This is a genomic window from Segatella copri, assembly GCF_002224675.1.
GTDB classification, from domain to species: Bacteria; Bacteroidota; Bacteroidia; order Bacteroidales; family Bacteroidaceae; genus Prevotella; species Prevotella copri_U.
In genome coordinates, this window is record NZ_NMPZ01000002.1 from 53,940 (window position 1) to 79,999 (window position 26,060).

Annotated in this window: 16 protein-coding genes; 8 read left to right on the forward strand and 8 right to left on the reverse strand. The window is 46.0% G+C overall.

Annotation, left to right across the window (positions count from 1 at the left end; all coding sequences use genetic code 11):
• Positions 1–37: 37 nt before the first annotated feature.
• The 7 genes from CFT61_RS02245 to CFT61_RS02275 all read left to right on the forward strand — a co-directional run bounded on the left by CFT61_RS02245 (position 38) and on the right by CFT61_RS02275 (position 14,177).
• Entirely contained in the window at positions 38–1,504 is a 1,467-nt protein-coding gene (locus CFT61_RS02245; protein WP_234699086.1) for a hypothetical protein, read from the forward strand.
• A 50-nt stretch (positions 1,505–1,554) separates the two neighbouring features.
• Positions 1,555–4,572 carry a SusC/RagA family TonB-linked outer membrane protein gene (locus CFT61_RS02250; RefSeq protein WP_089542862.1) on the forward strand — a complete coding sequence of 1,006 codons (3,018 nt, stop codon included), beginning with the start codon at positions 1,555–1,557 and terminating at the stop codon, positions 4,570–4,572.
• A 57-nt stretch (positions 4,573–4,629) separates the two neighbouring features.
• Positions 4,630–6,246, forward strand: a complete 1,617-nt coding sequence (locus CFT61_RS02255) for a RagB/SusD family nutrient uptake outer membrane protein (RefSeq protein WP_089542863.1) — start codon at positions 4,630–4,632, stop codon at positions 6,244–6,246.
• A gap of 99 nt (positions 6,247–6,345) precedes the next feature.
• A complete protein-coding gene (locus CFT61_RS02260) occupies positions 6,346–8,100 on the forward strand; it encodes a glycoside hydrolase (RefSeq protein WP_089542864.1) in 1,755 nt (584 codons plus the stop codon).
• Between the two features lie 68 nt (positions 8,101–8,168).
• On the forward strand, positions 8,169–9,728 hold the full coding sequence (locus CFT61_RS02265; RefSeq protein ID WP_176425479.1) for a glycoside hydrolase: 1,560 nt from the start codon (positions 8,169–8,171) through the stop codon (positions 9,726–9,728).
• Positions 9,729–9,847: 119 nt separating this feature from the next.
• Positions 9,848–12,214, forward strand: coding sequence for a beta-galactosidase (locus CFT61_RS02270; RefSeq protein WP_089542866.1), 2,367 nt, complete (start codon positions 9,848–9,850; stop codon positions 12,212–12,214).
• A 298-nt stretch (positions 12,215–12,512) separates the two neighbouring features.
• Positions 12,513–14,177, forward strand: a complete 1,665-nt coding sequence (locus CFT61_RS02275; RefSeq protein ID WP_089542867.1) for a formate--tetrahydrofolate ligase — start codon at positions 12,513–12,515, stop codon at positions 14,175–14,177.
• 48 nt (positions 14,178–14,225) lie between these two features.
• Here the strand turns inward: CFT61_RS02275 and CFT61_RS02280 are convergent, their stop codons facing one another.
• Positions 14,226–14,831 (reverse strand): epoxyqueuosine reductase QueH, encoded by a 606-nt coding sequence (locus CFT61_RS02280; RefSeq protein ID WP_089542868.1) that lies wholly within the window; start codon positions 14,829–14,831, stop codon positions 14,226–14,228.
• A gap of 342 nt (positions 14,832–15,173) precedes the next feature.
• Positions 15,174–16,310 (reverse strand): metallophosphoesterase, encoded by a 1,137-nt coding sequence (locus CFT61_RS02285; RefSeq protein ID WP_089542869.1) that lies wholly within the window; start codon positions 16,308–16,310, stop codon positions 15,174–15,176.
• A gap of 196 nt (positions 16,311–16,506) precedes the next feature.
• On the opposite strand from CFT61_RS02285, the gene CFT61_RS02290 reads away from it, so the two are divergent.
• A complete protein-coding gene (locus CFT61_RS02290) occupies positions 16,507–17,259 on the forward strand; it encodes a NigD1/NigD2 family lipoprotein (protein WP_089542870.1) in 753 nt (250 codons plus the stop codon).
• A 96-nt stretch (positions 17,260–17,355) separates the two neighbouring features.
• Here the strand turns inward: CFT61_RS02290 and CFT61_RS02295 are convergent, their stop codons facing one another.
• The 6 genes from CFT61_RS02295 to CFT61_RS02320 all read right to left on the reverse strand — a co-directional run bounded on the left by CFT61_RS02295 (position 17,356) and on the right by CFT61_RS02320 (position 25,816).
• Entirely contained in the window at positions 17,356–17,862 is a 507-nt protein-coding gene (locus tag CFT61_RS02295; RefSeq protein ID WP_089542871.1) for a very short patch repair endonuclease, read from the reverse strand.
• Positions 17,863–18,590: 728 nt separating this feature from the next.
• Positions 18,591–19,364 (reverse strand): HNH endonuclease, encoded by a 774-nt coding sequence (locus CFT61_RS02300; protein ID WP_089542872.1) that lies wholly within the window; start codon positions 19,362–19,364, stop codon positions 18,591–18,593.
• Positions 19,365–19,383: 19 nt separating this feature from the next.
• Positions 19,384–19,776 carry a (deoxy)nucleoside triphosphate pyrophosphohydrolase gene (locus CFT61_RS02305; RefSeq protein ID WP_089542873.1) on the reverse strand — a complete coding sequence of 131 codons (393 nt, stop codon included), beginning with the start codon at positions 19,774–19,776 and terminating at the stop codon, positions 19,384–19,386.
• Between the two features lie 45 nt (positions 19,777–19,821).
• Positions 19,822–22,593, reverse strand: coding sequence for a DUF3427 domain-containing protein (locus tag CFT61_RS02310; RefSeq protein WP_089542874.1), 2,772 nt, complete (start codon positions 22,591–22,593; stop codon positions 19,822–19,824).
• 348 nt (positions 22,594–22,941) lie between these two features.
• Positions 22,942–24,054, reverse strand: a complete 1,113-nt coding sequence (locus CFT61_RS02315) for a Fic family protein (protein ID WP_254918822.1) — start codon at positions 24,052–24,054, stop codon at positions 22,942–22,944.
• Positions 24,055–24,496: 442 nt separating this feature from the next.
• Positions 24,497–25,816, reverse strand: a complete 1,320-nt coding sequence (locus CFT61_RS02320) for an ATP-binding protein (protein ID WP_089542875.1) — start codon at positions 25,814–25,816, stop codon at positions 24,497–24,499.
• Between the last annotated feature and the right edge of the window lie 244 nt (positions 25,817–26,060).

Here is a 26,060-nt window from a genome sequence, read left to right on the forward strand (position 1 = left end):
CAAAACAACAAATATAAAGAACTAAAAAGAATGTCTTATGGCACATCAACCATTTAATCTAAAGAATGCCCTTTTATGGGCTGCAATTGCTTTGGGTGGATTCACATTCCAGGCATGCAGTAGCGATGATGATTATCCTACAGTGGATGGTCAGAATCCAACGATTTCATTAACATCAGACCTGATTCATGCAGAACCAGGACGTACCTTCAACATTACAGGTAAGATTAGCGATGCCGACGGTATCAAGTCTATCCGACTCAAGAACGAGGGAATGCTCCTCGACAAGACCATCAACCTGCTCGACATCTACAAAGATTCCCTGCTCCATGAGTATAATCTCGACTATGCTTATACTCCTGCAGACGACTGGACCGACAACTCCAGCTTCCCATTGGAAGTGACCGTTGAAGACGTGGTGGGAAAAGTATCAACAGCCAACATCACCATCAAAGGTGACGGCGACTTTACCTTCCCGGTATTCACAGTAGCACCATCTAATAAGGTGAACGTGATGAAGGAAGACCCAACATTCCTGCTCAATGTTGCCGTATCCGACAACAAGTCGTTGAAGAAGTTGGTCATTGATATTCCTGGCATCAACAAGCACGACGAGGTAACACTCTCTGGTACCGAGTACGAATACAGCGAGGAATATACATTCCCATCAGAAGATGCCGATTACGAGATGAGCATCAAGGTGTATGACAGTATGGACAACATGACCGAGCAGAAGAGCACCATCATCGTCAGCGACTTGGTTGACTTTGAGAAGATGTATCTTGCAGACGTCAACTCAGCAGCAGAACTGACAAGCGATGTTTATGGTGTACCAATGCTAGTTGATCACGTAGGCGAATTCCAGTATCGTGCCCGCTACTACAACCAGAAGCCAGGCACAGGCATACGTTTCATTCCACAGAAGACCGATTTCGTTCCTCTCTGCTTCGGTGTTGACGAGAAGACAGGTTTGCTCACCCGCAAGGCTAGCGATGCAAAGCCTATCATCTTGGAAAAGGTGGGTTACTACGAAATCAACTTCAACATCATCACAGGTGAATACAAGGTAGAGGAATATACCCCTACAACCAAGAAGATGACCCTCAACGGTTCTACCACGATTGACTTCAACGACGGTTCTGGCGCACAGCCTGCACAGATTTGTCTGGCTGGTAAGGGTTACTTGCCAGAGGGAGCCGGCGAATGGACAACCAATCAGAACGCAGGTGCATTCATCTTGAATCAGGACGAGAACAACCCATATCGCCTCTATCGCGAAATGAACCTCAAGGCAGGTGATGAAATCGAATTCACCATCAGCCAGACTCACTGGTGGGGTTGGTGGCCAGAGCCTTACTGGCGCTTCGATGGTTCGGATGAGAACGAGGCCAACAAGCTCAACGGCGGTGACAACATGAAGAAGGTAAAGGTTCCTGCTACAGGAAAGTATCTCTTCGAGTTCGACTACGCTCTCTTGCGTTCTCGCATCATCCCTATCAAATAGTATAACACGTGTGAAAGAACAGTCATCTAGAATATTAGAAACATTGTAATATGAACAAGAAATATATCATAGCAGCCATGGCAACCAGTTTTGCCCTCAATATGAACGCTCAGAGCGTGAAAGTGACGGGTACTGTCGTGGACAGCAACAACGAACCAGTTATTGGAGCATACATCAAGGTGAAAGGTAGCAGCAAAGGTGCTGTTACCGACCTAGATGGTCATTATACCATCGATGCCGACAAGAACGCTACCCTCGTTATCTCATACGTAGGTATGGCAAACCAGGAAGAGAAAATCGGCAACCGTTCACAGATCAACTTCGTATTGAAGGACGATGCCAACGACCTGAACGAGGTGGTAGTCATCGGTTACGGTCAGGTAAAGAAGGGCGACCTCACCAGTTCCATTTCAGCCATCAAGGGTGATAAGCTGGAAAAGCTCTCTACCGGTAACGTAATGAATGCCCTCCAGGGTCAGGTGAACGGTGTACAGATCAGTGGCGCCGGTGGTCCTGGTGCTTCTCCTCGTGTCATCATCCGTGGTGTCACTACCGTGAATGGTTCTGATCCTCTCTACGTTGTAGATGGTATGCCTGTAGGTACCAACATCAACTTCCTCAACCAGAACGACATCGAGAGCATGCAGGTATTGAAGGATGCCTCTGCATCAGCTATCTATGGTACCCGTGCTTCGAATGGTGTGATTTTGATCACCACCAAGAAAGGTAAGAAGGGTGATGCCAAATTCAATGTAACAGCCACCGTAGGTCTCCAAACATTGAAGAAGCAGAATATGGCAGACTCTCAGGAATACAAGAAAGTGTTTGATACTCGTTATACCAACGATGGCAACGTTTCTCCTTTCAAGGGAAGCGCTGACACCTATACCGACTGGTGGAAAGAATGTATCAATGATGTAGCCGTACAGCAGAACTATGACCTTTCATTCTCTGGCGGTAACGACAAGATGATTTACTCTGGAAGCATCGGTTACTACAAGCAGGACTCTCAGTACAAGGTAGGTCAGTGGCAGAAACTCTCTGCACGTTTCTCCACCGAATACAATTTCAATAAGATTGTCAAGGCTGGTGTTGACTTCACTCCTCGCTACGAGCAGTGGGATGACACCCCAGGACTGATGAGTGCCATCATGGCGATGGATCCAACTACTCCAGTGATGCGACCAAAAAGCGAATGGACCAGCAATCCATACAGCAACTATGACCGTTCGCACAACAACCAGGAATGGAACCCAGTGGCTTCTATGGCACGTATGGACTCTGGTGCTAGCGAATATGGATTGCTCGCAACTCCATACGTAAGTCTCACCCCAATCAAGGGACTTACCATCAAATCAGCATTCGGCTTGAATGCCCGCTTCCGCAGAACCGATTCATTCAACGTAAACTTCTTCATCGACAACTTGGAGCAGAACCAGAACAACAACGCTACCAGAAAGATGGAGAACTGGGTGGACTGGAACTGGACCAACACCGTGAACTACATGACAACCCTCAACAAGAAACACAACATCAACTTGATGGGCGGTTACACTATGGAGCGCTTCCAGGACTACTGGGCTAATGCTTACTCAGAGAACATCCCAAATAATGATGAGTCTCTGCGCTACCCTAGCTCAGGAACCAAGAACCCAGCAGCTACGGGTACCGACAGCTTCACTTCGCTGGTATCTTACCTGGGACGTGTGATGTACAACTACGCAGAGAAGTACTACCTCACAGCATCTATCCGTGTGGATGGTTCTTCCAAGTTCTCCAAGGACAACAAGTGGGCTACCTTCCCATCTGTATCTGGAGCTTATCGCCTTACCGGCGAGGAGTTCATGAAGAACCAGAAGGTGTTTGATGACATCAAGATCCGTGCTGGTTGGGGTAAGGTTGGTAACCAGAACATCGACAACTCGGCATATCTCAGCTCTATCGGTACAACAACCTATGTATTCGGTGGAACTCCAAACCGCATCATCGGTTCTACCGTGAGCGGTATCGGAAACTCTAACCTGAAGTGGGAAACCGTGGAGGACTGGAACGTGGGTCTTGACCTCGCTCTTCTCCAGAGCCGTCTGAAGATTACAGCGGATTACTTCGAGAAGACATCTCACGATATGCTGATGAAGAAAGACAACCTCCTCATCCTCGGTTACCCAATGTGGAACGGACAGATGTGGGAAAACGTAGGTAAGATGAAGGCAACAGGTTGGGAACTTGGCATCAATTGGAACGACCAAATCCAGGACTTCACCTACGGCGTAGGTCTGAACCTTTCTCAGGTAAAGAACAAGGCTGTGAAACTGAATGGCGACTACATCTGGACAGGTGGATTCAGTGGCGACTACATCGTTCGCAATGCCGAGGGCGAATCTCTCAGCCAGTTCTGGGGTTACAAGACAGCAGGTATCTTCCAGAACGAGACAGAGGTGAAGTCATACACCAACGAGCATGGCGAGTCATTGCAGCCAAGTGCCAAGCCTGGTGACCTCCGCTTCGTGGATTTGAATAATGATGGCGTCATCGACAGCAACGATAAGACTCATATCGGTAATCCATTCCCAGACCTTATGGTAGGTTTGAACCTGAATGCGGCATACAAGGGCTTCGACCTCGTAGCCAACTTCTACGGAACCTTCGGCAACGACATCTTCAACAAGAACATCGGTCGCTATGCAGGAACCGACGGTCAGAATGTATATGCCGGTACTTACGACAAGACCTGGAGAGCCGACAACACAGGTGCAGAATTCCCTCGCCTCTCTGTCAACGATTCCAACATGAACTACAAGCGAGTAAGCGACTTCTTCGTAGAGGATGGTTCTTACTTCCGCTGCAAGTTGCTCCAGATTGGTTACACCTTGCCTAAGCAGTGGTTCAACAACAAGCTGAACTTGCGTCTGTCATTCTCAGCTCAGAACCTCTTTACCATCACCAACTACTCTGGTGCAGATCCAGAAGCAGCATCAATGGGTAGCAGTGTAACAGAGGCAGGTATCGACTACACAGGTTATCCTAACCCACGTACCTTCCTCTTCGGTTTGAACATGAGCTTCTAATCGCAGGGAATATACATTATTATAATATATGTAATCATTAAAATAAGAAACAAGATTATGAAAAGATATATCATAGGTTTGACCTTGGCTTCTGCCCTGACCATGGGCTTGACATCTTGCTCCGACTTCCTTGAGGAGCCTATCCGCGGTCAGCAGGATATGGAGAACTACTTCACCACCGAGGAAGAATGCGAAAAGCAGATTACCGGTTGCTACAACTTCATCGCATGTGATGACTGGTGGCAGATTTACAAATTCTACAACCTCTGCAACATTACCACCGATGATTGCTGGATGGGTAACACCACACAGGACCCGGGTGAATATAGAGTAGCAGCCATGTTTACCGGCAACACCATTGACTTGGGTAATGCCGTACAGAACTTCTGGCAGTATCGCTACAAGGGTATCACCCAGTGCAACATCGCCATCGAAAAGATTGCACAACTGAAATTCAACGACGAGAAGTATCAGAAGCGCCTGATTGCCGAGGCTAAGTTCCTCCGCGGTTTCTACTACTTCGAACTGGTGAAGAACTTTGGCGGTGTACCATTGGTAATGTCACTCAAGATGCCTTCTGAGGTTCAGGGTATCACTCGAGCTACCACAGCAGAAACCTACGCTCAGATTGAGCAGGACTTCAAGGATGCCCTCGCCGATCTTCCAAAGAAGGCAGAGTTATCTGCCAACGACATCGGTCGTGCTACCAGCGGTGCTGCCAAAGGTATGTTGGCAAAGGCATATCTCTACCAGGGTAAGTATGCTGAAGCTGAGCCTATCCTGCAGGAACTCACCTGCCGTGGCTCTCATGCCAGCGGAACACCGGAATATGAACTGATGGATGACTTTAGCCAGGTTTGGAACATCGACTACAACAATGGCAAGGAGAGTCTCTTCGAGATTCAGACCAGTGAAGATACCCAGTATTCTCTGGGTGAGCGCTACTCTGTCTTGGTTGGTTCACGTGACGACGCTGGTTGGTCATGGGGTCTTCCTACCAGCAACCTGGAAAAGGCTTTCAAGGATGCAGGAGACGAGATTCGACTTCGCTATACCATCCTTCACGATGGACAGACAGATGTTCCTGGTGATCCAACATGGAATGAGGACAACCCATACGTGATTTCAGCCAGCAAGCATAAGTCTGGCCGTTGCAACATGAAGCTCTTCATCCCAGTGAACAGGCGCCCTAGTCCATACGATGCACCTCACAATCCATTGAACATCCGCTTGCTCCGCTATGCAGAGGTATTGCTGATGTATGCAGAGACAGAGAATGCTCTCAACCACGACAGTGAGGCACAGTGGGCACTCAACAAGGTACGCCAGCGTGTTCAACTTCCAGAAGTTACCGCCACAGGCACAGCCCTTCGTGATGCTATCCGCACCGAGCGCCGTCTGGAGCTGGCACTTGAGGGAACCCGCCTCGACGACCTGCGCCGCTGGAAGATGGATGATGGAAAGACAATGATGGAACACGTATTCGGTCCTAATGGTACTTTCGTGAAGTACAACATGGAGGAATCTACCGACCCATACGAGACCACCAACCAGCAGGAGAACAGCAACGAGGGTATCAACTTCCAGGCACCTCGTGACCTTCTCTTCGCCATCCCTAACTCAGAAATTACCATGAGTAACGGAACCATCAAGCAGAACGAAGGTTACAACTAAAATATCAAAGGGGGCAGGACAAATTTCTTGTCCTGCCTCTTTTTTTTCATAGAAACATTGATATCCATACACCTTATTATATATATAAAGCCTCAGCAAATGAAAACATCATCCATCTTCAGCCTCACAGCTGCCTTGATGATGACAGCCAACTTACATGCGCAATCATCATATACGGTCACCGTAAATCCCAACATCTGCTATCAGACCATAGCAGACTTCGGATCAAGCGACTGTTGGACAGCCGATTTTGTGGGCAAATATTTCAGTGATGCAGAAAAAGAGAAATCGGCAAAATGGCTCTTCAGCCAGGAAATGGATGCCGATGGTAACCCAGAAGGCATCGGTCTCTCAATGTGGCGCGTAAACCTGGGGGCCGGTTCAGCAGAACAAGGCAGCCAAAGCGGCATCGAAGACATCACCCGACGTGGCTACTGCTATCTAGATGCCAATGGCAACTACGACTGGACCAAGTCGGCAGGTCAACAATACTTCATGCAGCAAGCCAAGAAATATGGAGTAGATCATTTTCTGCTCTTCTCCAATTCAGCCCCAGTACAGTTTACCAAAAACGGCAAGGCATGCGCCAACAAGGGTGTGAGCGGAAGCAATCTCGCAGACAATCACTATGCCGACTTTGCCAAATTCCTTACGACCACAACCAAGCACTTCACCGACGAAGGCTACAACATAACCCTCATCGACCCAGTAAACGAGCCACAATACGATTGGACTGAAGGTCAGGAAGGTTCACCATGGACCAACGACTGCATCGCCAAGCTCGCCCGAGAGTTGGACAAAAGCATTACCGATCAGGGACTCTCTGCCCAGATACTCCTGCCGGAAGCCTGCCAATGGAAGGCACTCTATCAAGACGGAACCGAGAAGAGAGCCAACAACCAGATAGAGGCTTTCTTCAATACCAGCAACAGCAGCACCTACATCGGCGACTTGAAAAACCTGAAAAGAGCCATCGCTGGTCATAGCTACTGGACCTTCGGCACGAATGCCGACCTGAAGGACATCCGCCAGAACGTATGGAACAAGGCTCAGAAATACAATCTCGATGTATATCAAACCGAATGGAGCATGCTCGATAAGGAGCCATCCACTTCAGCAGGTTTCCCTTCCAGTTACGATGCAGCCAGCTATATGGACATCTCGCTCTATATGGGTAAGCTTATCCACTGCGATCTCACCTACGGCAATATGGCATCATGGAGCTACTGGACCTCTTTCGCACAAGAGAAATGGGGACAGAAGAACCGCTTCTATCTCTTGCGAATGAATGCTCATGGCGATAACAACAACGAGAGCTATGGTGATATCCAGAACGGCGGTACCATCACCGACAACAGTAACCTCTGGGTACTCGGCAACTACAGCCGTTTCATCCGCCCTGGTTACAAGCGTATCGACCATATCACCAATAAGGAAGAAGATCTCAATAAGCTTCTGGGATCTGCCTATCTTTCTCCAGATGGCAAACGAATCGTTTTGGTATATGTAAACATGATGGCATCACAAAACAGTGTACGCATCAACATTGAGGGACAGAAGGCAGCCAAGGATATCAACGTTTACCGCACATCTGCGAAAGAAAACCTGAAGCACATCAAGAGCAGTTTCAGTCTGGATAAGCTGATTGCCATCCCAACCAAGAGCGTTGTAACCATCGTGATTGATTTCGAAGATGCCACCAATACTGGCATTAGCCATATCAAGGCAGATAAGGCTGGTAGCAATGACATCTACAGCATCGAGGGCAAATTGGTTCGCAAACATGCAGATTCTACAGAAGGACTCGCCAAGGGTATCTATATCCAAAACGGAAAGAAATTCGTGATAAAATAACAGCAAGGGCATCCATCTGCCTTTTGAACAACTCATCAAACAAAAATTCTATTATGGCACATAATTATATGAAATACGGTGCTTTATCTGCATTGCTCATCGCCAGCATCAACATGCAGGCAGCACAGGAAGGAACAACCCGTTATACCATCCTTACCCAAAGCCCGGAGCAGCACATCCAGCACTTCGGTGCCAGCGATGCATGGAGTATGCAGTTTCTCGGTCTATGGTCAGAGAAACAGCAGCAGCAGATTGCCGACTGGCTCTTCTCTACCGAGAATGATGCCTTAGGCAAACCTAAAGGCATCGGCTTGTCTATCTGGCGATTCAATCTGGGAGCCGGAAGCGAGGAACAGGGAGAGGCTTCGCAGATTCAGCCGGGCACAAGAACCCAATGCTTTCTCAATGCTGACGGCACCTACGACTGGAGCAAACAGGCTGGACAGCGCAAGTTCCTCAAGCTCGCCAAGCAGAGAGGTGTGCCTTATTTCCTCGCCTTCTGTAACTCAGCACCCGTGTTCTATACCAAGAACGGACTCGCAACCAACACAGGACGCGGCGGCACCATCAATCTGAAGGATGATTGCTACGGCAAATTCGGAAAGTTCATCGCCACATCTCTCAAAGGCATCGAAGAGCACGATGGCATCCACTTCAACTACATCAGCCCTATCAACGAGCCGGATGGACATTGGAACTGGACAGGACCGAAGCAGGAAGGAACCCCAGCCACCAACCGCGAGTTTGCCAAGGTGGCAAAGGAAGTAAGCAAGGCATTGGTAAAAAACAAGCTCAACACCGAGATTCTCATCAATGAGTCGAGTGACTATCGCTGCATGCTTGGCACCCATATGGCCGACTGGCAGCGAGGCTACGAAATCAACTCCTTCTTCACCAAGGACAGTACGCAGACCTATCTGGGCAAGACCAAGCAACTCCCCCCTCTCATCGGTGCTCACAGCTACTGGACCAATACCCCAATTCCATACATGAGAGAAATCAGAATGAAGATTAGGGAAGCATGTAAGCAGAAGAACATCAAGTTCTGGCAAACAGAACTCTGCATCATGGGCAACGACGAGGAGATTGGCGGCGGAACTCCTTACGACTTCTCGATGAAGACAGCCCTCTATGTGGCTCGTGTCATCCATCATGACCTGGTATATGCCAATGCCGAGAGCTGGAGCTGGTGGCGTTCTGCAGGCGGTGACTACCGCGATGGACTCATCCGCATCTACAGCAAGGATGGATGGAAGAGCGGCTGGGCAGTAGATTCCAAGTTGATGTGGGCACTCGGCAACTACTCTCGCTTTATCCGTCCAGGTGCCCAGCGTTTCGATATCGCTACAACTTCTGCCGACGGAAAGCAGATAGAGGAAGGCTACAACGACCCTTACGGAGTAATGTGTTCTGCCTATCAGAATGCCGACGGCAAATGGGTGATTGTGGCAATCAACTATTCTGAGGATGTGAAGCCTGTCAACTTCCAACTCGATAATCATGAGCAGAAAAGCTGGCAGATGTATCGTACCAGTGACATCTCTGCCGAGAGTTTAGCGCCTGTTGGAAGTTGCGATGGGACCACGCAGTTGGCTCCACGAAGCATTACGACTTTTATGCAAAAATGATTGAAATAGTCCCTTTTTAACGAAAAATCCCCTTTATTGAACGATTTTTATCCTTCATAAAGGAGATTTTCCGTTATCTTTGCAAATGTTTTATCAAGAATACTAAAAAAATAAGTATAATGACAGTAACAACTTCAATCAAGACATTAGCCTTTGCCTCACTATTGGCACTGGCACCGGCTCAGATGATGGCGGCACAAAAAGGTGGCACCTTCACTACCGGCGACAAGACATTCCTTCTCAATGGCAAACCTTTCGTGGTTAAGGCTGCCGAGTTGCACTACCCTCGTATTCCTCGTGCCTATTGGGAGCATCGCATCAAGATGTGCAAGGCTCTTGGCATGAATACCGTCTGCCTCTATGTGTTCTGGAATATCCATGAGCAGGAGGAAGGCAAATTCGACTTCACAGGCAACAACGATGTGGCTGCTTTCTGCCGCCTCGCTCAGAAGAACGGCATGTATGTCATCGTTCGCCCGGGTCCATACGTTTGTGCTGAATGGGAAATGGGTGGTCTGCCTTGGTGGCTCCTCAAGAAGAAGGATATCCGTCTGCGTGAGCAGGATCCTTACTTCATGCAGCGAGTAGAAATCTTCGAGAAGGAAGTGGGCAAGCAGCTGGCTCCACTCACCATCCAGAACGGCGGTCCTATCATCATGGTTCAGGTGGAGAACGAATATGGTTCTTACGGCAAGGACAAGCCATACGTAAGTGCCATCCGCGACATCGTCCGCAAGAGCGGATTCGACAAGGTGAGCCTCTTCCAGTGCGACTGGTCATCCAACTTCCTGAACAATGGTCTCGATGACCTGACCTGGACCATGAACTTCGGTACAGGTGCCAATATCGACCAGCAGTTTAAGCGTCTCGGCGAGGTTCGTCCGAATGCTCCTAAGATGTGCTCAGAGTTCTGGAGCGGCTGGTTCGACAAGTGGGGAGCACGCCACGAGACCCGTCCTGCCAAGGATATGGTAGAAGGAATGGACGAGATGCTGAGCAAAGGCATCAGCTTCTCTCTCTATATGACCCACGGCGGAACCAGCTTCGGCCATTGGGCAGGTGCCAACTCTCCTGGTTTCCAGCCAGACGTAACCTCATACGATTACGATGCCCCTATCAACGAATGGGGATTGGCTACTCCTAAGTTCTATGAACTCCAGAAGATGATGGCGAAATACAACGACGGCAAGAAGTTGCCAGCCGTGCCTAAGGCTCCGATGCAGATCATCAAGGTGCCAGAGTTCAAGTTTACCGAATACAAGCCATTGAGCTATGGTATCGGAAAGGCGAAGGAAACCCATGCTCCACTGAGTTTCGAGGATATGGACATGGGATGGGGTACCATGGTTTATGAAACCCAGGTTCCTGCCATCGAAAGTACATCAACCCTGACCGGCGAGTTCCACGACTTTGCCCAGGTATATGTGAACGGAAAATATGTAGGCAAGATAGACCGTGTGAAGAATGAGAAATCACTCGAATTGCCAGCCATGCCACAGGGTGCACAGCTCACCATCGTGGTAGAAGGTATGGGAAGAATCAACTTCGGTCGTGCCATCAAGGACTACAAGGGTATCATCGGCAACGTAACCCTCACTACACAGAAAGAGGATTGCGAACTTGCCCTCACCCCTACCCGATGGAACAACAGCAGCATCGCTGATGATTACCAGACAGCTGTGAATGCACTCGCCATGCCAACCAACAAGATGCGCGGTCTCCAGACCAAAGCGGGTTACTATCGCGGCTACTTCAACCTGAAGAAGGTGGGCGACACCTTTATTAATATGGAGGCATTCGGCAAGGGTCAGGTTTATGTCAACGGGCATGCCCTCGGCCGCTTCTGGCAGATTGGTCCTCAGCAGACCTTATATCTTCCAGGCTGCTGGTTGAAGAAGGGCAAGAACGAGGTGATTGTTCTCGACGTTGTAGGTCCTAAGGGTGAAGCAGGAAAGCCAGGTTCTACCGTGGCTCCTACCGCTTTCTGCCAGGATCATCCGGAGCTCGACAAGCTGAATCTCGAAAAGAGCAACAAGCACAACGAGCCAGGTCATCGCATGGATCTCAATTCAGAGATTCCAGTATTGAAGGACGAGTTCAAGGCTGGCAACGGCTGGCAGACCATCAAGCTCGACAAGCCTGTAACCGGTCGCTACTTCGCCATCCAGGCAGAGAGCAGCCAGAGTGGTGACAGTCAGATTGCCATCGCCGAGGTTTATCTCCAGGATGCACAGGGCAACCGCATCGACCGCAACAACTGGGTGGCTTACTACGCTGACAGCGAGAAGGGTAACTCAACTCTCGACAAGATGTTCGACCTCCAGGAGAGCACCTACTGGCAGACCGAGAAGGGCGCAAACTTCCCACATCTGGGAATCGTGGATATGGGCAAGGAGGTAACCATCTCAGCCTTCGAGTACTTGCCACGTGCCGAGCAGGGTGCACCGGGCAGCGTCAAGGGCTTTAAGCTCTACGTTAGAAAATAAAAAGATAGTTCATAGGTTTGGTCAGCCACAGGCTGACTGTGGATAATTAACACATATAGTTTAAAATGTAGTATTTCTATTGGAGAATAGAAAGTTAGTTAGATTGCAAAAAAGAGGTAGATGTGAATCTGCCTCTTTTTTCGTATATATAAAAACTCCTTATTTCGTATATATTAAAACTCCTTTTTTAGTATATAATAAATTCCTTCTCCCCCTCTTTTTGTTTTTTTTATACATTGATATGCCATTATGTGAATACTTTTGCGTATCTTTGCAGCAAAATACAAATACATTTTTTATGTTGACAGATATTGAAATAGCTAAATCAGTAAAATTGCGCCCCATCAATGAGGTTGCAGCTGAACTTGGAATCCATGAAGACCAAGTAGAGAACTACGGCCGTTACATCGCTAAGATTACTACGGACAAGATCGACACCAACAAGTTTAAGAACCATCATCTCATCCTCGTCACTGCTATCAGCCCTACCAAGGCAGGCAATGGCAAGACCACCGTATCTGTAGGTCTCGCCCTCGGTATGCAGAAGATTGGCAAGAAAGCTGTCGTTGCCCTGCGTGAACCATCTCTCGGACCTTGCTTCGGCATGAAGGGTGGTGCTGCCGGCGGCGGTTATGCCCAGGTATTGCCTATGGATAAGATCAATCTTCACTTCACTGGCGACTTCCACGCTATCACAGAGGCTAACAACATGATTGCTGCCCTGCTCGATAACTACCGTTTCCAGCACGAAGCTGAAGGCTTCAAGCTCAAGAAGATTCTCTGGCGCCGCGTGATGGATGTGAATGACCGTGGTCTCCGCCGCATCATCACCGGTATCGGTGATAAGAACGGTATCGAGACAGAGGCAGGATTCGATATCACTCCAGCTTCAGAAATCATGGCTATCATGTGTTTCGCAACAAGTGTTGACGACCTCCGCCGTCGCATCGACAATATTCTCCTGGGTATCACTGAGGATGACAAGCCATTCACCGTCAAGGATATGGGTGTAGGTGGCAGTATTGTTGCCCTCCTCCTCGATGCCCTGAAGCCAAACCTGGTTCAGACCACAGAGGGAACTCCTGCTTTTGTTCACTGCGGTCCTTTCGCCAACATCGCTCATGGCTGTAACTCTGTGATGGCTACAGCAGCAGCTCTCGAATATGGCGACTATGCCATCACTGAGGCAGGATTCGGTGCTGATCTCGGCGCAGAGAAGTTCTACAACATCAAGTGCCGCAAGACTGGTTTGCAGCCAGACCTTACCGTTCTCGTCGTTACTCTCCAGGCATTGAAGATGCATGGTGGCGTAGCTCAGGAAGACATCAAGAAGCCAAACGTAGCTGGTATGGAAGCTGGCTATTGGAACCTCGACAAGCATGTGAAGAACCTGCAGAGCTTTGGTCAGACTGTAGTCATCGCCTTCAATAAGTTTGCTACTGATACCGATGAAGAAATCGAGGTATTGCGCAAGCACTGCGAGGAGATGGGCTGCGGATTCGCTGTCAACAGTGCCTTCGCCGAAGGTGGCAAGGGTGCAATGGAGTTGGCAGAGCTCGTTGTGAAGACCATCGATGAGCATCCATCTGCTCCTCTCTACTTCACTTACGATGACGATGAGCCTGTAGAGAAGAAGATTGAGGATGTAGCCTTCAACCTCTATGGTGCCGGCAGCGTAACCTTGAGCGATTCTGCCAAGTCTATGATCGAGGAAATTAAGAAGTTGGGTGCCGAGAAGTTCCCTATCTGTATCGCCAAGACTCAGTATAGCTTCTCTACCGATGCCAAGGCATACGGTCCTACAGAAGGCTTCGAACTCCACGTTCGCGACATCACCGTGAATATGGGCGCCGAGATGATCGTAGTCATCGCGGGTCCTATCATGCGTATGCCAGGTTTGCCAAAGAGCCCACAGGCTGAGCGCATCGATGTGGTGAATGGTGAGATTACAGGTCTTTCATAAATACGAAAAAAGGCTGCTTCCCGCTTCGGGAAGCAGCCTTTTTTAATCTTATCTCATGCTGAATTCACAACCGCAATATAGCTGGTTATAGAATTCATTCTGTTTCAGCAATTCTCCTCGGCGGTTCTGCAAACCGCCCTTTCTCCAGTTCATATCCCACCACTCTACATCCGGGCATCCTTCTACCGCAATATGTCCTGCGGCATCTATCTGCTTGATGTTCTTCCATCTCGATGAAGCCAGCGTGGTGGTAAGCAGATGGAATCCATGTTCCTGGGCATACCTGGCAGCATGGGTCAGACGATATCGGAAACACACCGAGCAGCGGCTTCCCCGCTCCGGTTCCTTCTCCAATCCCCTGATGGTAGCCAACCACTCCTCATGGTCGTACTCATCCTCTACATAAGGCACCTGCTGCGCCTCCAGAAATCTCATCAACTCGTGTTTGCGGATATCGAACTCCTGCTGCGGATAGATATTGCTGTTACTGAAATACACGGTTGGCTTCATGCCATTGCGAAGCATACACTCTACGATAGCCGATGAACAGGGTGCACAACAGGCATGCAGCAACACCGACATTCCTTCAGCCTTGCTTCCATCCGGGAGAGTAAGTTTCACGAATTTATATTGTTCTTCTACGGGAATCTTCATTTTACCTTGAACTTTAAACTTTGAATTTTATGATGAGTATTCTTAGCGAATACCTTGCTTATTTCTAATGATAAAGTGAGCGGAAAAAGCGGGATTTCGCTTTTTGGGCAAAAAAAACAAATGGAGTACAGTCTCTCGACACCCCCCATTTGCCCAAATATATGCGAAAACTGATGCAAAGATACGATTAATTTTTGAGTTACCAAATTTTTAAGCGATAATTTTTCGTCTAAATGAATAAATATCGATTTTTTAACCAAAACTTAACAGTTTGCATCAGCAAATTAACGTTTTTATTCAATTCTTCGGGAACTGTGAGATGTCTGACTACCAGTCTGTTTTCTAACCCAAGTCACGCTTCAGGGTGATGACCGTCATCTCCGGCCAGGCACCCAGTCGGAAAGGGAATGATCCGCCCAATCCGGCAGAAACATAGAGCAGCTGCCTGCCCAGCCAGTATTCTCCACCCCACTCCTTGAAAGCCATGTGGGCAGGAGTGAAGTTACCTATCTTCAACTGTCCGGCGTGGGTATGTCCCGCCAGGGTCAGATGAGCTCCGGTCTTCTGTACTTCCCTTCTCCAATGGTGCGGATCGTGGGTAAGCACTATCTTGAAAGCATCCTTCGCCACTCCCTTCATCGCCTTCTTCAGGTTACTGCGATTGGTAAACGGAGGCTGTCCGGCATTCTCCACACCGATGATTTCTATCGAAGCCATACCGTGCGATACCGTAAAATGCTCGTTCATCAGCTGATGCCATCCCATCTCATTCTGCAACTGGAAGAGGAGTCGGCGGTTCTTTCTCAAGGCACTCAGACTATGGTTGGTATTATATTCGCAGTAATCGTGGTTACCCCAAACCGAGAAGATACCATCAGGAGCATGCAGCTTCTTCAGATCTTCCACATAAGGTTCCACCTCATCGGCAGCATTGTTCACCAGGTCGCCGGTAAAGAGCATCATCTCCACCCCCTCGGCATTGGCTCTTTCCACCACCTTTCTCACGAAGTCGGCACCCTTCGGAAAGGTACCGAGATGCAGATCCGTAAAATGCAGAATCTTATAGCCATCGAAGTAAGGAGGCAGATCGGCAGAAGAATAAGTCACGTATTTCACCTCCAGTCGCTTCCATCCCTCCACGAATCCATAGAGGAACCATCCCATCACCGCCAGGGCAGGCAGGATGGCGAAGAACCAAGGCATGAAGAATTCGAAGAGGATGAATACCACCTTCGGCATCACAGAGAAAAGAATGAGAGAGAAAAGCACTCTCACCGATGTGCGATGAAACTTGCCCAACTGCAGTCCCACCTCAGCCAGGATGATGAGCAGAGAGGGAATCCACCAGAGGATGGCTAGCGGCAGAGGCCACTCCCCCACTCCGATATGCCACAGCCAGGCATCGGGCACCAGTGTCATAGCTCCGATGCCTACTATATACATAAGTGATCTGAAAAACTTCTTGATAACCTTATTCATCTACCTATTTCTATTAAGCTATTCGCTGCATCCCCAGTCAGGGCGCAACAACTTTCTGCAAAGGTAATGTAAATTGAAGACACTACAAAATAAATGGGAATCTCAAAATTACATTTAACTTTCTTTTGCCAAATCAGAAGCAAGATTTCGCATCTTCGGGCATTTTATAGACAGAAAGATTTAAAAAGAAAAAGTTATGAGAAAGATCAATTTCAAGAAAATCGGGCTCGCAGTAGCCCTGCTGATGTCAGCATTCACCTTTCAGTCGTGTGATTCTGATGATGATACCAACTGGGATCAGGTTTTACCTAATGCCCTAGTAACAGTCAAGCAGAATGCAGATGCCTGCTATCTGCAGTTGGATGACAACACCACATTGCTCGCCAAGAACCTTAAGACTCCAGTCTTTGATGGCAAGGAGGTTAGAGCACTCGTCAACTATACAGCTACCGACGAGAAGAGCGACAAGTATTCTCAGGTAGTAAATGTCAACTGGATTGACAGCATTCTCACCAAGAAGCCAGCACCTTATCTCTCTACTCCGGCAGAGAACGATGCGAAGTATGGCAATGATGAGGTAGATATCGTTCGCGATTGGGTAACAGTAGCCGAGGATGGTTATCTCACTCTCCGCTTCCGTGCTCTCTGGGGCGGTCAGAAGCCACACATCATCAACCTTCTCACCGGTGTAAACCCAGAGAATCCATACGAGGTAGAGCTTCGTCACAATCAGAATGGTGATGCCAAGTATCGTGTAGGCGATGCTCTGGTAGCCTTCAACCTCAACGATGCCCTGCCAGATACCAATGGCAAGACTGTGAAGCTCACCATCCGCTGGAAGTCGAGCAATGGTGACAAGAAGGTAGATTTCAACTACTGTTCACGCAAGGCAATCACCAATGCCAAGCAGCTGGACGGCTACAGCCAGACAGGTAAGGCTATAAAGTAAAAGATTGATAAAGTAAAACGCCTATCCCCTGATGCTTCTCTTCAGAGAATCCATCAGGGGATTTTTTATACTATCGAAGCAAAAACAGAGAGGGTACTATTCACGATGCCTTGGATCCGGCTCCGCCACCATTGCCGGCTTTTCTTCCGGCAATTCATATCTCCTGATATGATGATCTTCCAGGAAGATATGGTTCAACGTAAAGGCAAGCGACTCCAGCGTCTTCTCCCTGACAGCTGGTTTCAGTTCACATTCCCAGATGACGATGGTATGCCATCCCATTTCTGCCAACCGATGCAGTACCTCATGGTCCCTCTCCCGGTTTCTCCTGATCTTATCCTGCCAGAACTGGGTATTCGATTTCGGCACCACATAATACTTGCACCCTTCATGTCCATGCCAGAAGCATCCATTCACCAGAATGCAGGTACGATACTTTCTGAGCACAATATCCGGTTTTCCCGGCAACCGTGGATGATTGAGCCGATACCTGAATCCCCTAGCCCACAGGAACTTCCTGACAAGAATCTCCGGTTTGGTATCCTTGCCTCTGATTGCCGCCATATTATGGTGGCGCTGCTCTATGGTCATTTTATCTGGCATACGCTTTATTTATTAAGACATCTTTTTCTAAATCTAATCACACTATTCGATACAAAATTAATCTTTTCTCATGAAACTACAAAAGAAATCCCCCAAAAACTTGCATAAAAGTAAGCCATCGGCTAACCCCAGTCAGACTCGTGGAAAACATCACAATGCAAAGATACAACATTCAGAATCCGCCATTCACGGTTTCTCACGGTTTCTCACTGATTTTCACGTCTTTTTCTGAAGAAGTAACTTACTTACGACCCATAAGTGACTTACTTACGATGCCTAAGTGACTTACTTACGATACCTAAGTGACTTACTTAGGATGCTGGAATGAGACTTACTTTCGGGTGACAAGATGACACCAGTGACAGGCTTTTCTTGAAATCTCTCTCACGTAGGCGGGCGGGAAACCTTTCTGGAAAATTTTTCCTGCCCGCCCGCGTGAGAGAAAGTTTTAGAAAACAGGTGTCACAGGTGTCACCCGTCATCAGAATGGGAGATTGCCGCCGGCAATACTGATAGACAAGTTCACAGAGAACATCAGGATACGGGGGTAGCTGATGGGTTACTCGACTGGTTCCGCAAGGTCTGTGCAGCAGTACTTTAGATACCATGCCCCCCACACGCCCTGAAGGGGCAGAAACTCCTAGCCCAGGGTAACACCCTGGGTATAAGAGCAATCAGCCTTGCGCCCTGCAAGGGCAAAAGCTTCATATGTTTAGTCTATACACTTACTACCTTTGAAAGATTGCATCCATATGCCATTCCAAAAAGGTTTTATCTGGCATATGTTCAGCAGGTAGCACTAATTGCCTGTGATTTATACTACCAAAATATTTTTCAAAATAGCCCTTACTTTCTTGCTCCAAAATACGTGGCGAAAGAATAACCTTATATTCTTGATCGAAACCTATCAAACCTTTATCAAAAGCACTATCATAAAGCGAGGACAAACAAATTCCGTTTGAAGGATTCAATCGCTCCTTTTCATCCACAGCCCAAGGCTTGATATGGCTTGCCACTAGAAGTTCGGGAACATCTATCCCCGTAAGAGCACATTTCCCTAAATAATTTGAGAGGATAATAGAACGAAATACCGACTGATTTACCCTTGTTTTTACTGCTCTAACCTTGTCTTCTCCCTGCAAATTTTCTATATCTTTTAACTCAGCTACAAACTTTTCTTCAATAGACGAATTTTCAAGTTTTGCCAGGATCTTCTCACTCTCAAAGAGTAAGGTTTCACGATCATTATAAAATTCATCCCAATAGGGCTGACATTGTATTTTACCAGCCTCCAGACCATGACGTCCAGTTGAGATGATATATGGATCACAAGCCGCAAAATTACATAACCGCATAGCGACAGAATTATTTGTTCTACCCATCAATGCAGCTAACGCCTTCACTTCTTTGGTTCCTCGATTGAGTTTTCCAAATGGAAGTTTATAATAGAGATTCAGTACTACAATGTACTCATCTCTTGTCCAAGGTGTTCCTTTTTTCATAATCAACTTGCGTTTAATATTATAAGATACTTTCCACTACCCCAACATCCGCTGCAGCCCAGTCGAGCCACATCATCTCATCTGCGCTGCACCACTTGCTATCAGCGTGCTCACGCCTCCTGAACCCATTAGCATCGCCTTTTGGCGTACACAGAAAGGCAGTCATAGTTATCGAAAAATCAGGATACTCGTGATTCACAGTTACCAACTCCTCTCCTACTTCAACAGGATATTCCATCTCCTCCATCAACTCACGAGCCAACGCCTGTTGAGGAGTTTCACCAGGTTCTATCTTGCCACCAGGAAACTCCCATTTATAGCTGGTATATTCAAACTTCGTCTTGCCTTTCTGCATGCAGAGGTACTTGCCATTGTGGCAAACAACGGCTGCTACCACATTATAATGTTTCATTGTCTTATCAACTTAAAATATCATCTACTCGATTTAAAATATCATTTACTCCATCCATTGGAAATCTTCCTGCAATTCCTGCGGCAACGGATTATCCATGTGAATATCATACAATATGGAACCATTCGTCGTTGCATCCTTTCTTGGATTCTCCAAATGACCAGTTCCGATATAGGTATATGGCAGAGTAATACCATTCTCGGCACTCACCTTTCTCACAAATACCAATACCCTTTTGGCTGCCCGCTGCAAAGCCTCATCCTTGGCAGAAATACGGGCAATACTTTCCCATTGGAAAACATCTGGAGATAAGAACTTGTCATTATACTTCAAATGATCATCCAGAGAAGCATCCTTCTTTAAACCAGCAAAGACATACATATTGCCATTTTTATAGTATGTGCCATACTGATTGTGCTTCGGATTCTCCAATATTTTCAAGAGCACCTGATCCTGGCGATAATCCTGCCACAACAGAAAATCGTCTTTTGTGTCAGCATACCTTGCCTCATATTGCGTCAGCCCATAGTTGAGCAAATCTTGCAGATATGCCTCATATTCCTGTTCTCTTTCACCACACAAATGCACTTCACCCTCTTTTATCATCACCGCATTTCCATCTTCCAGGAATCGCAAAGCGTGCTCCAGTTGCTCATGCTTGAAACCAGGAATTTCCTCCTGGATATTGGCTTCTATATGCGATAACGTAGTCTCTCCGTTCAGTAAATTCTTGATTACCAAATACTCGTGTTCTCTTACCAAAGGCAAAAGACTTGAAAGATAGTTGATGCAAGCTATCTGCTCTTCTGAGAATACAGGCAAATCCTCTTCCTCTATACCCTTCAAGAAGCCATAATAAGAATTGGTTTTCTTGGAACCAATCTTTATCTTCATGAATTTCAAGAGATTAGGAGCATAATCACTATTCATATAATCCATGTGCGATGGATAAGACGGAGTCTTCAGATATGCCTTGAAATTCAGATAATCCATCTTCAGATAGTTGATGCGATTGAAATTCTCACTCTCTATCTTGTCGATGATTTCTTCCTTAGAAAGGTCATCGATGTGTATCTCAACGCCATAATCATCCAGACCCAAACTCTTGAAATCATTCCTTACCATAAACTTCAAGAGTTTCTTTTCCAAGATGGAATTGCGGGAAAGACTACCAAGCGCCAAGGCTATATGAACGCTACGCTTATAGCTGTTGCCGATGAAATCGAGTATCGTAACATAAGGCTTGTTGGCATACTTACGAAGTCCTCGACCCAATTGCTGTAAGAAGATGGTACTCGATTCCGTTGGGCGCAGGAAAAGCACCATGTTGACACCAGGAATATCCACACCCTCGTTCAGGATATCTACAGCAAACAGGATTTCCAAATCCCGGTTTTCATCTTGCAAATCATTATAAGCACGAATACGTTCACCGGTCTTGTTCTTACCACTCAAGAAAGCTGTATGATAATAATCACCCAGATTATCAGCCATCATTCTAGCATGCTGGATGTTTCTACAGAAAGCCAGAGCCTTCAGTTTCTGTCCTTCCATACGATATTTTTCAATCTGTTGATGGATAAACTCACAGTTTTCCGGTGTAGAAATCTGCGAAATCAAACGGCGTTCTCCTGAAGCTGTCAAGCCATAATCAACCAGTTCGTCACGAATGCCGAAATAATGGAATGGCACAATCAGATCATTGATGATGGCATCACGAAGTCGCAACTCGTATGGGATATTATTGCCGAAAATCTCTACTACATCCTGATTATCCATACGGTTCTCTGTGGCTGTCAAGCCCAGCAGGAACTCCGGCTCAAAATAGTCGATGATTTTCCGATAACTGTCCGCAACAGCATGATGACACTCATCAATGATGATATAATCGAATTCCTTCTTATCAAAGAGTTCGAGTGAGCGACACATAGATACATTGGTAGAAAACAGGAAATCTTCTTCTGTTTCCTTTGCTTCCGCATTATACAAGCCGCAAGTTTTAGAGCCACCAAATACCTTTTGGAATGTCTCTAAGGATTTCTTTAAGATAGAACCCTCATGCACAATATAGAGTAACCTGTCGGGATTGAAATTGAGCGCATCAAATGCTGCCAGATATGTCTTTCCGGAACCTGTAGCAGAAATCACCAAAGCCCTCTCCTGTCCGATGGCACGGTAACGATTCAATTCTCGAAGCGCTTTGCGTTGCATATAGTTAGGCTTGATATCGGAATTCGCCATATCGTAATCCATATCCCAACGCTCTATCGCAAAACTGAGTTTTGTAGAGTAATCCTTGATTCTATCCTGTGATAATTCATAAGTCTGGTTCCAAAGATTTTCAAACTCATTCATTGCATCAAGATAAGCCTCGGTATCACGGTCGCAGTTTACAACCAAATCCCACTCTATGTTTTTCAACAAAGCATAGCGGGTGATATTAGATGAACCCACAACCATCTCGATTCCATCTTCCATCTCGAAGAGATAGCCCTTAGAGTGGAATCCATTGGTAGAATAGTTTTTCTCATCATGGAAGCATTCATCATCCAGATGGCATTCAAAATTGGGATATCGGGTCAGGCTCATGAAAAAGTTCAAAGATTCTACGTCCGTGAAGTTCTGATAAGTAGAAGTGATGATTCTTCCTTTGGCTCCACGCTCTACAGCTGCTTTGATATCTTTAGACAGGAGTACCAGGCCGGCTTTCTTGATAAAGCTGACTGAGAAATCAAAAGCCTTGCAGCGACGCAAGTTCATCTGAATGGTTGACAAGAAGGTTGTCTCTGTATAATTGGTTAAAAATCTCGATTCCATAAGCCCCGCTTTTTATTTTCACGTGCAAAAGTACAAAAAAGAATCCAGTTACTTCACTGTTTCTAATGTTTTCTGATGTATCACGATATTTTTTTCCTTTTTTCTCTGGTTTTCAAGCTAAAAAAATTCTTGAAACTACTTACGACAACGTAACCAATCCTTTCACTATGGTTGGATGGGGATTACAAATCCCCAGGTTTTATCGGTCGAACATTTTCTATAGCGGATTGCAAATCCGCTAGGACGCCTGACGGAAAACATAAACCAAAATGTTTTTTCTATTTTAATGCCACTAATGCCACACACAGGCTAAGTATCTGATTTAATATAAGCTATTTTATCGAAAATTCAGAGAGAAACCAACTCATAATTGGTGCTTCTTCCACCTTCTCCCGTTGGTTTTAATATACCCTTGGCTATCAAATCCCTGATATCACGATTGGCGGTATCTTGAGAGCAATGATTAATCTTATACCATTTGGAAGAATTCAGCTTCCCTTCGAAACCATCAAAAAGCATATTGAGAACCTTACGCTGACGCTCGTTGATGGAAACAGAACGATGCGTATCCCAAAATCTGGACTTGCGTAACACTCCTTCAGTTTTCTCAAAAGCTGCTTCCAACGCTAACTTCAATGTCTGTAAAAACCATCGAATCCAAGGTGTCACGTCAAGACCTCCCTTCTGTGCCTGCTCCAAATATTGATAATAATCTTTACGATGATTCAGAATTTCAGAAGAAAGACTGTAGTATCGCTGGGAGGTCTGATCGGCACGGGATAACAACAATTCCGTCAACGTTCTGCAAATACGACCATTACCATCATCAAATGGATGAATCGTCACAAACCAAAGGTGCATCACGGCTGTCTTTACCAACGGGTCAAGCGTATTCTCAGAATCAAACCAGCGGAGAAAATCTGACATTATATCTGGTACATCCTTGCTTGCCGGAGCTTCATAATGTATCTTCTCATGACCTAATGGTCCTGAAACCACCTGCATAGGCTCTTCACCCTGTCGCCAATCGCCCACCAGAATTTTATGGATGCCACTTCTTCCAGTAGGAAACAGAGCTGCATGCCATGAGAATAAACGCTCGGCATCCAACGGCATATCATAATGCTGCACTGCATCTATCATTACCTGTACCACTCCTTCTGTATAATGATCGGAGTTTTTCAAACCTTCATACTCCAGTCCTAATTGACGGGCTACAGACGAGCGGACACTATCTCTATTCAATTCCTCACCTTCAATTTTTGCAGAGTGTACAATTTCCTGAGTCATAGACTCCAACATAGACAGGTTCTGTTCTTCAAAACCGAACATAGAAACTCTACCCAGCAATTTGCCTCTTAACAGATTGATTTCTGCCAAGATATTGCTGAAACTGGTATCATCCCATTGCATGTGGGGCCAACCTTCTTGCTGCCAAATATATTTTGTTCCTCTCATCATTGCCGCATTTTTAATCTTTCATTTTAAATGTACCTGCAAAAATAGACATTTTTATCGAATATTGCAAGTTTTGCGGAGATTATTTGGCTTATTCTCCGCAAATTTGCGGAGAATAGCAACAAAAGGATGAGAAAGTCATATATAGTCGTACAACTAAGAGGTGTATAGTCGTACGCTTTAAAGGTGTTGCCACTAGGCTCAGTAGACGTGCTGACTGCAGTCAGCAGACCTGCCGACTAGGCTCAGCACGTCTGCTGAGCCTAGTAACAACGTTCAAGAAGATACTTCCTTGAACCCCGAAAGATATATGCTTGTAGCCCAAACGATACTTGCTTGTACTCCAAAAGATATATTCTTGAACCCAGAAAGAAACATCCTTGCAATCAAGAAGATACATTCTTATAATTAATATCCATAATCGTGGAATAAATACCACACAATTTTACATGTCCTCCATCGACAACCCCTGGTATCCGATATTGAAATTCTTGAATTTTCCTGTTGCCTGAAAGAAATGCTCGGCTTTATCTTTTAAAATACCGAGATTTATATCCTTAGCTTGGCGTTTCACCTCATAGAAAATGACTTTTTGCTCCAGTTCATCGGCAGCAATAATATCGATTTCATTCTCTCCCTTTCTGTCCCACCAGGAAGCAATCTGGGTATATTCTTCACTTTCTATCATCTTTGCTATGAAATATCTTTCCAGAACCTTGCCGGTGTATGTGGTGTAGCTCTTGTCCATGACCATCTTTAGTTTTTTATTGGCGCCAACCTCTATCATGTATCCATATTTGTAGATGTAGCGAAACCAGACGCGAAGGAAGTTGTCTTCTATCTGATAGCGAATGTTGCGATTGGTCTTTTGAAACATCGGTGTATAACGGGAAATCAAGCAATAGTCGTTCTCCAGTTTAGTGAGATAGCCTGAGAGTTCTATTTTCATAATACTTTCTATTTCACCACGGGTTGTGTAGCCTGATGCGATAAGTTGCAATATTTCAAAATAACGGGCATAGTCTTTGCCAAATTCTTCTATCAGCATATTTTTTCCTTCGTATATGAAATAAGAGTTTTTTGCAACAAACTTCTCTGTCATCTGTTCCTTGGTTGTGGCTCCTGCATCCATCATCATTTCCACATATTCTGCTACTCCGCCTGTATAACTGTAGAGAGCCAGTAGATCTTCGTTGGTATAGGCTAAATTATATGTAGAGAGAATTTCCTTGACAACAGAAGGAGGAAATGGAGTGACTTTTATTTCTCCAGTCTGCCTACCATAAAGTGGTTGCTTGTTGTTTTTAAAGATGATGTTCATAAGTGAATAAACAGAACCGCAAACCACGAGATTAATATGAGCTTCCTGTTTGTTTAGATCCCATATCTTTTGCATATCTGAAAAGATAGATGGATTAACCCGCTTGAAATCTTGAAATTCGTCAATGACGAGAGTGATTGGACGAATCTTAGATAGTTGAAGCAGATATTTAAAGATATCTGCAAAGCGTGTAACTTCGCCGAGGATAGGAAGCTGAAGTTTGTTCGTCATCTCTTCAATAAAATCTTTGCAGAGTTCTGCTTCTGATTTTCTTGCAACAAAGAAGTATAGCATATCCTGAACATCCTCGTATGCTTTTATCAATAAGGATGTCTTTCCGCTACGTCGGCGTCCTGTTACGATTGTAAAACGAGCCGTTTGCAAAGATAGATTTCTTATCTCTTGCAATTCTTTTATTTCGTTTTGTCTTCCGAAGAACTTCATTTTTTATAGTTTCTTTTTTAATGTTATTTTCGAAACCGCCGTTTCCGAAATAGCGGTTTCGAATGCAAAGTTAATAAAAAAAACTGAATATCAGCATATTTGCTTATCAATTTAAGCTTTTTTATTTGTTTGAACATTATTGATGTTTCCGAAACAGCGGTTTCGAATACAAATATTTCGTCAAGGACAAACCAACTCATAATTGGTACTTCAAGGGAAAAAATAATTTTCTGAATGAAAAATT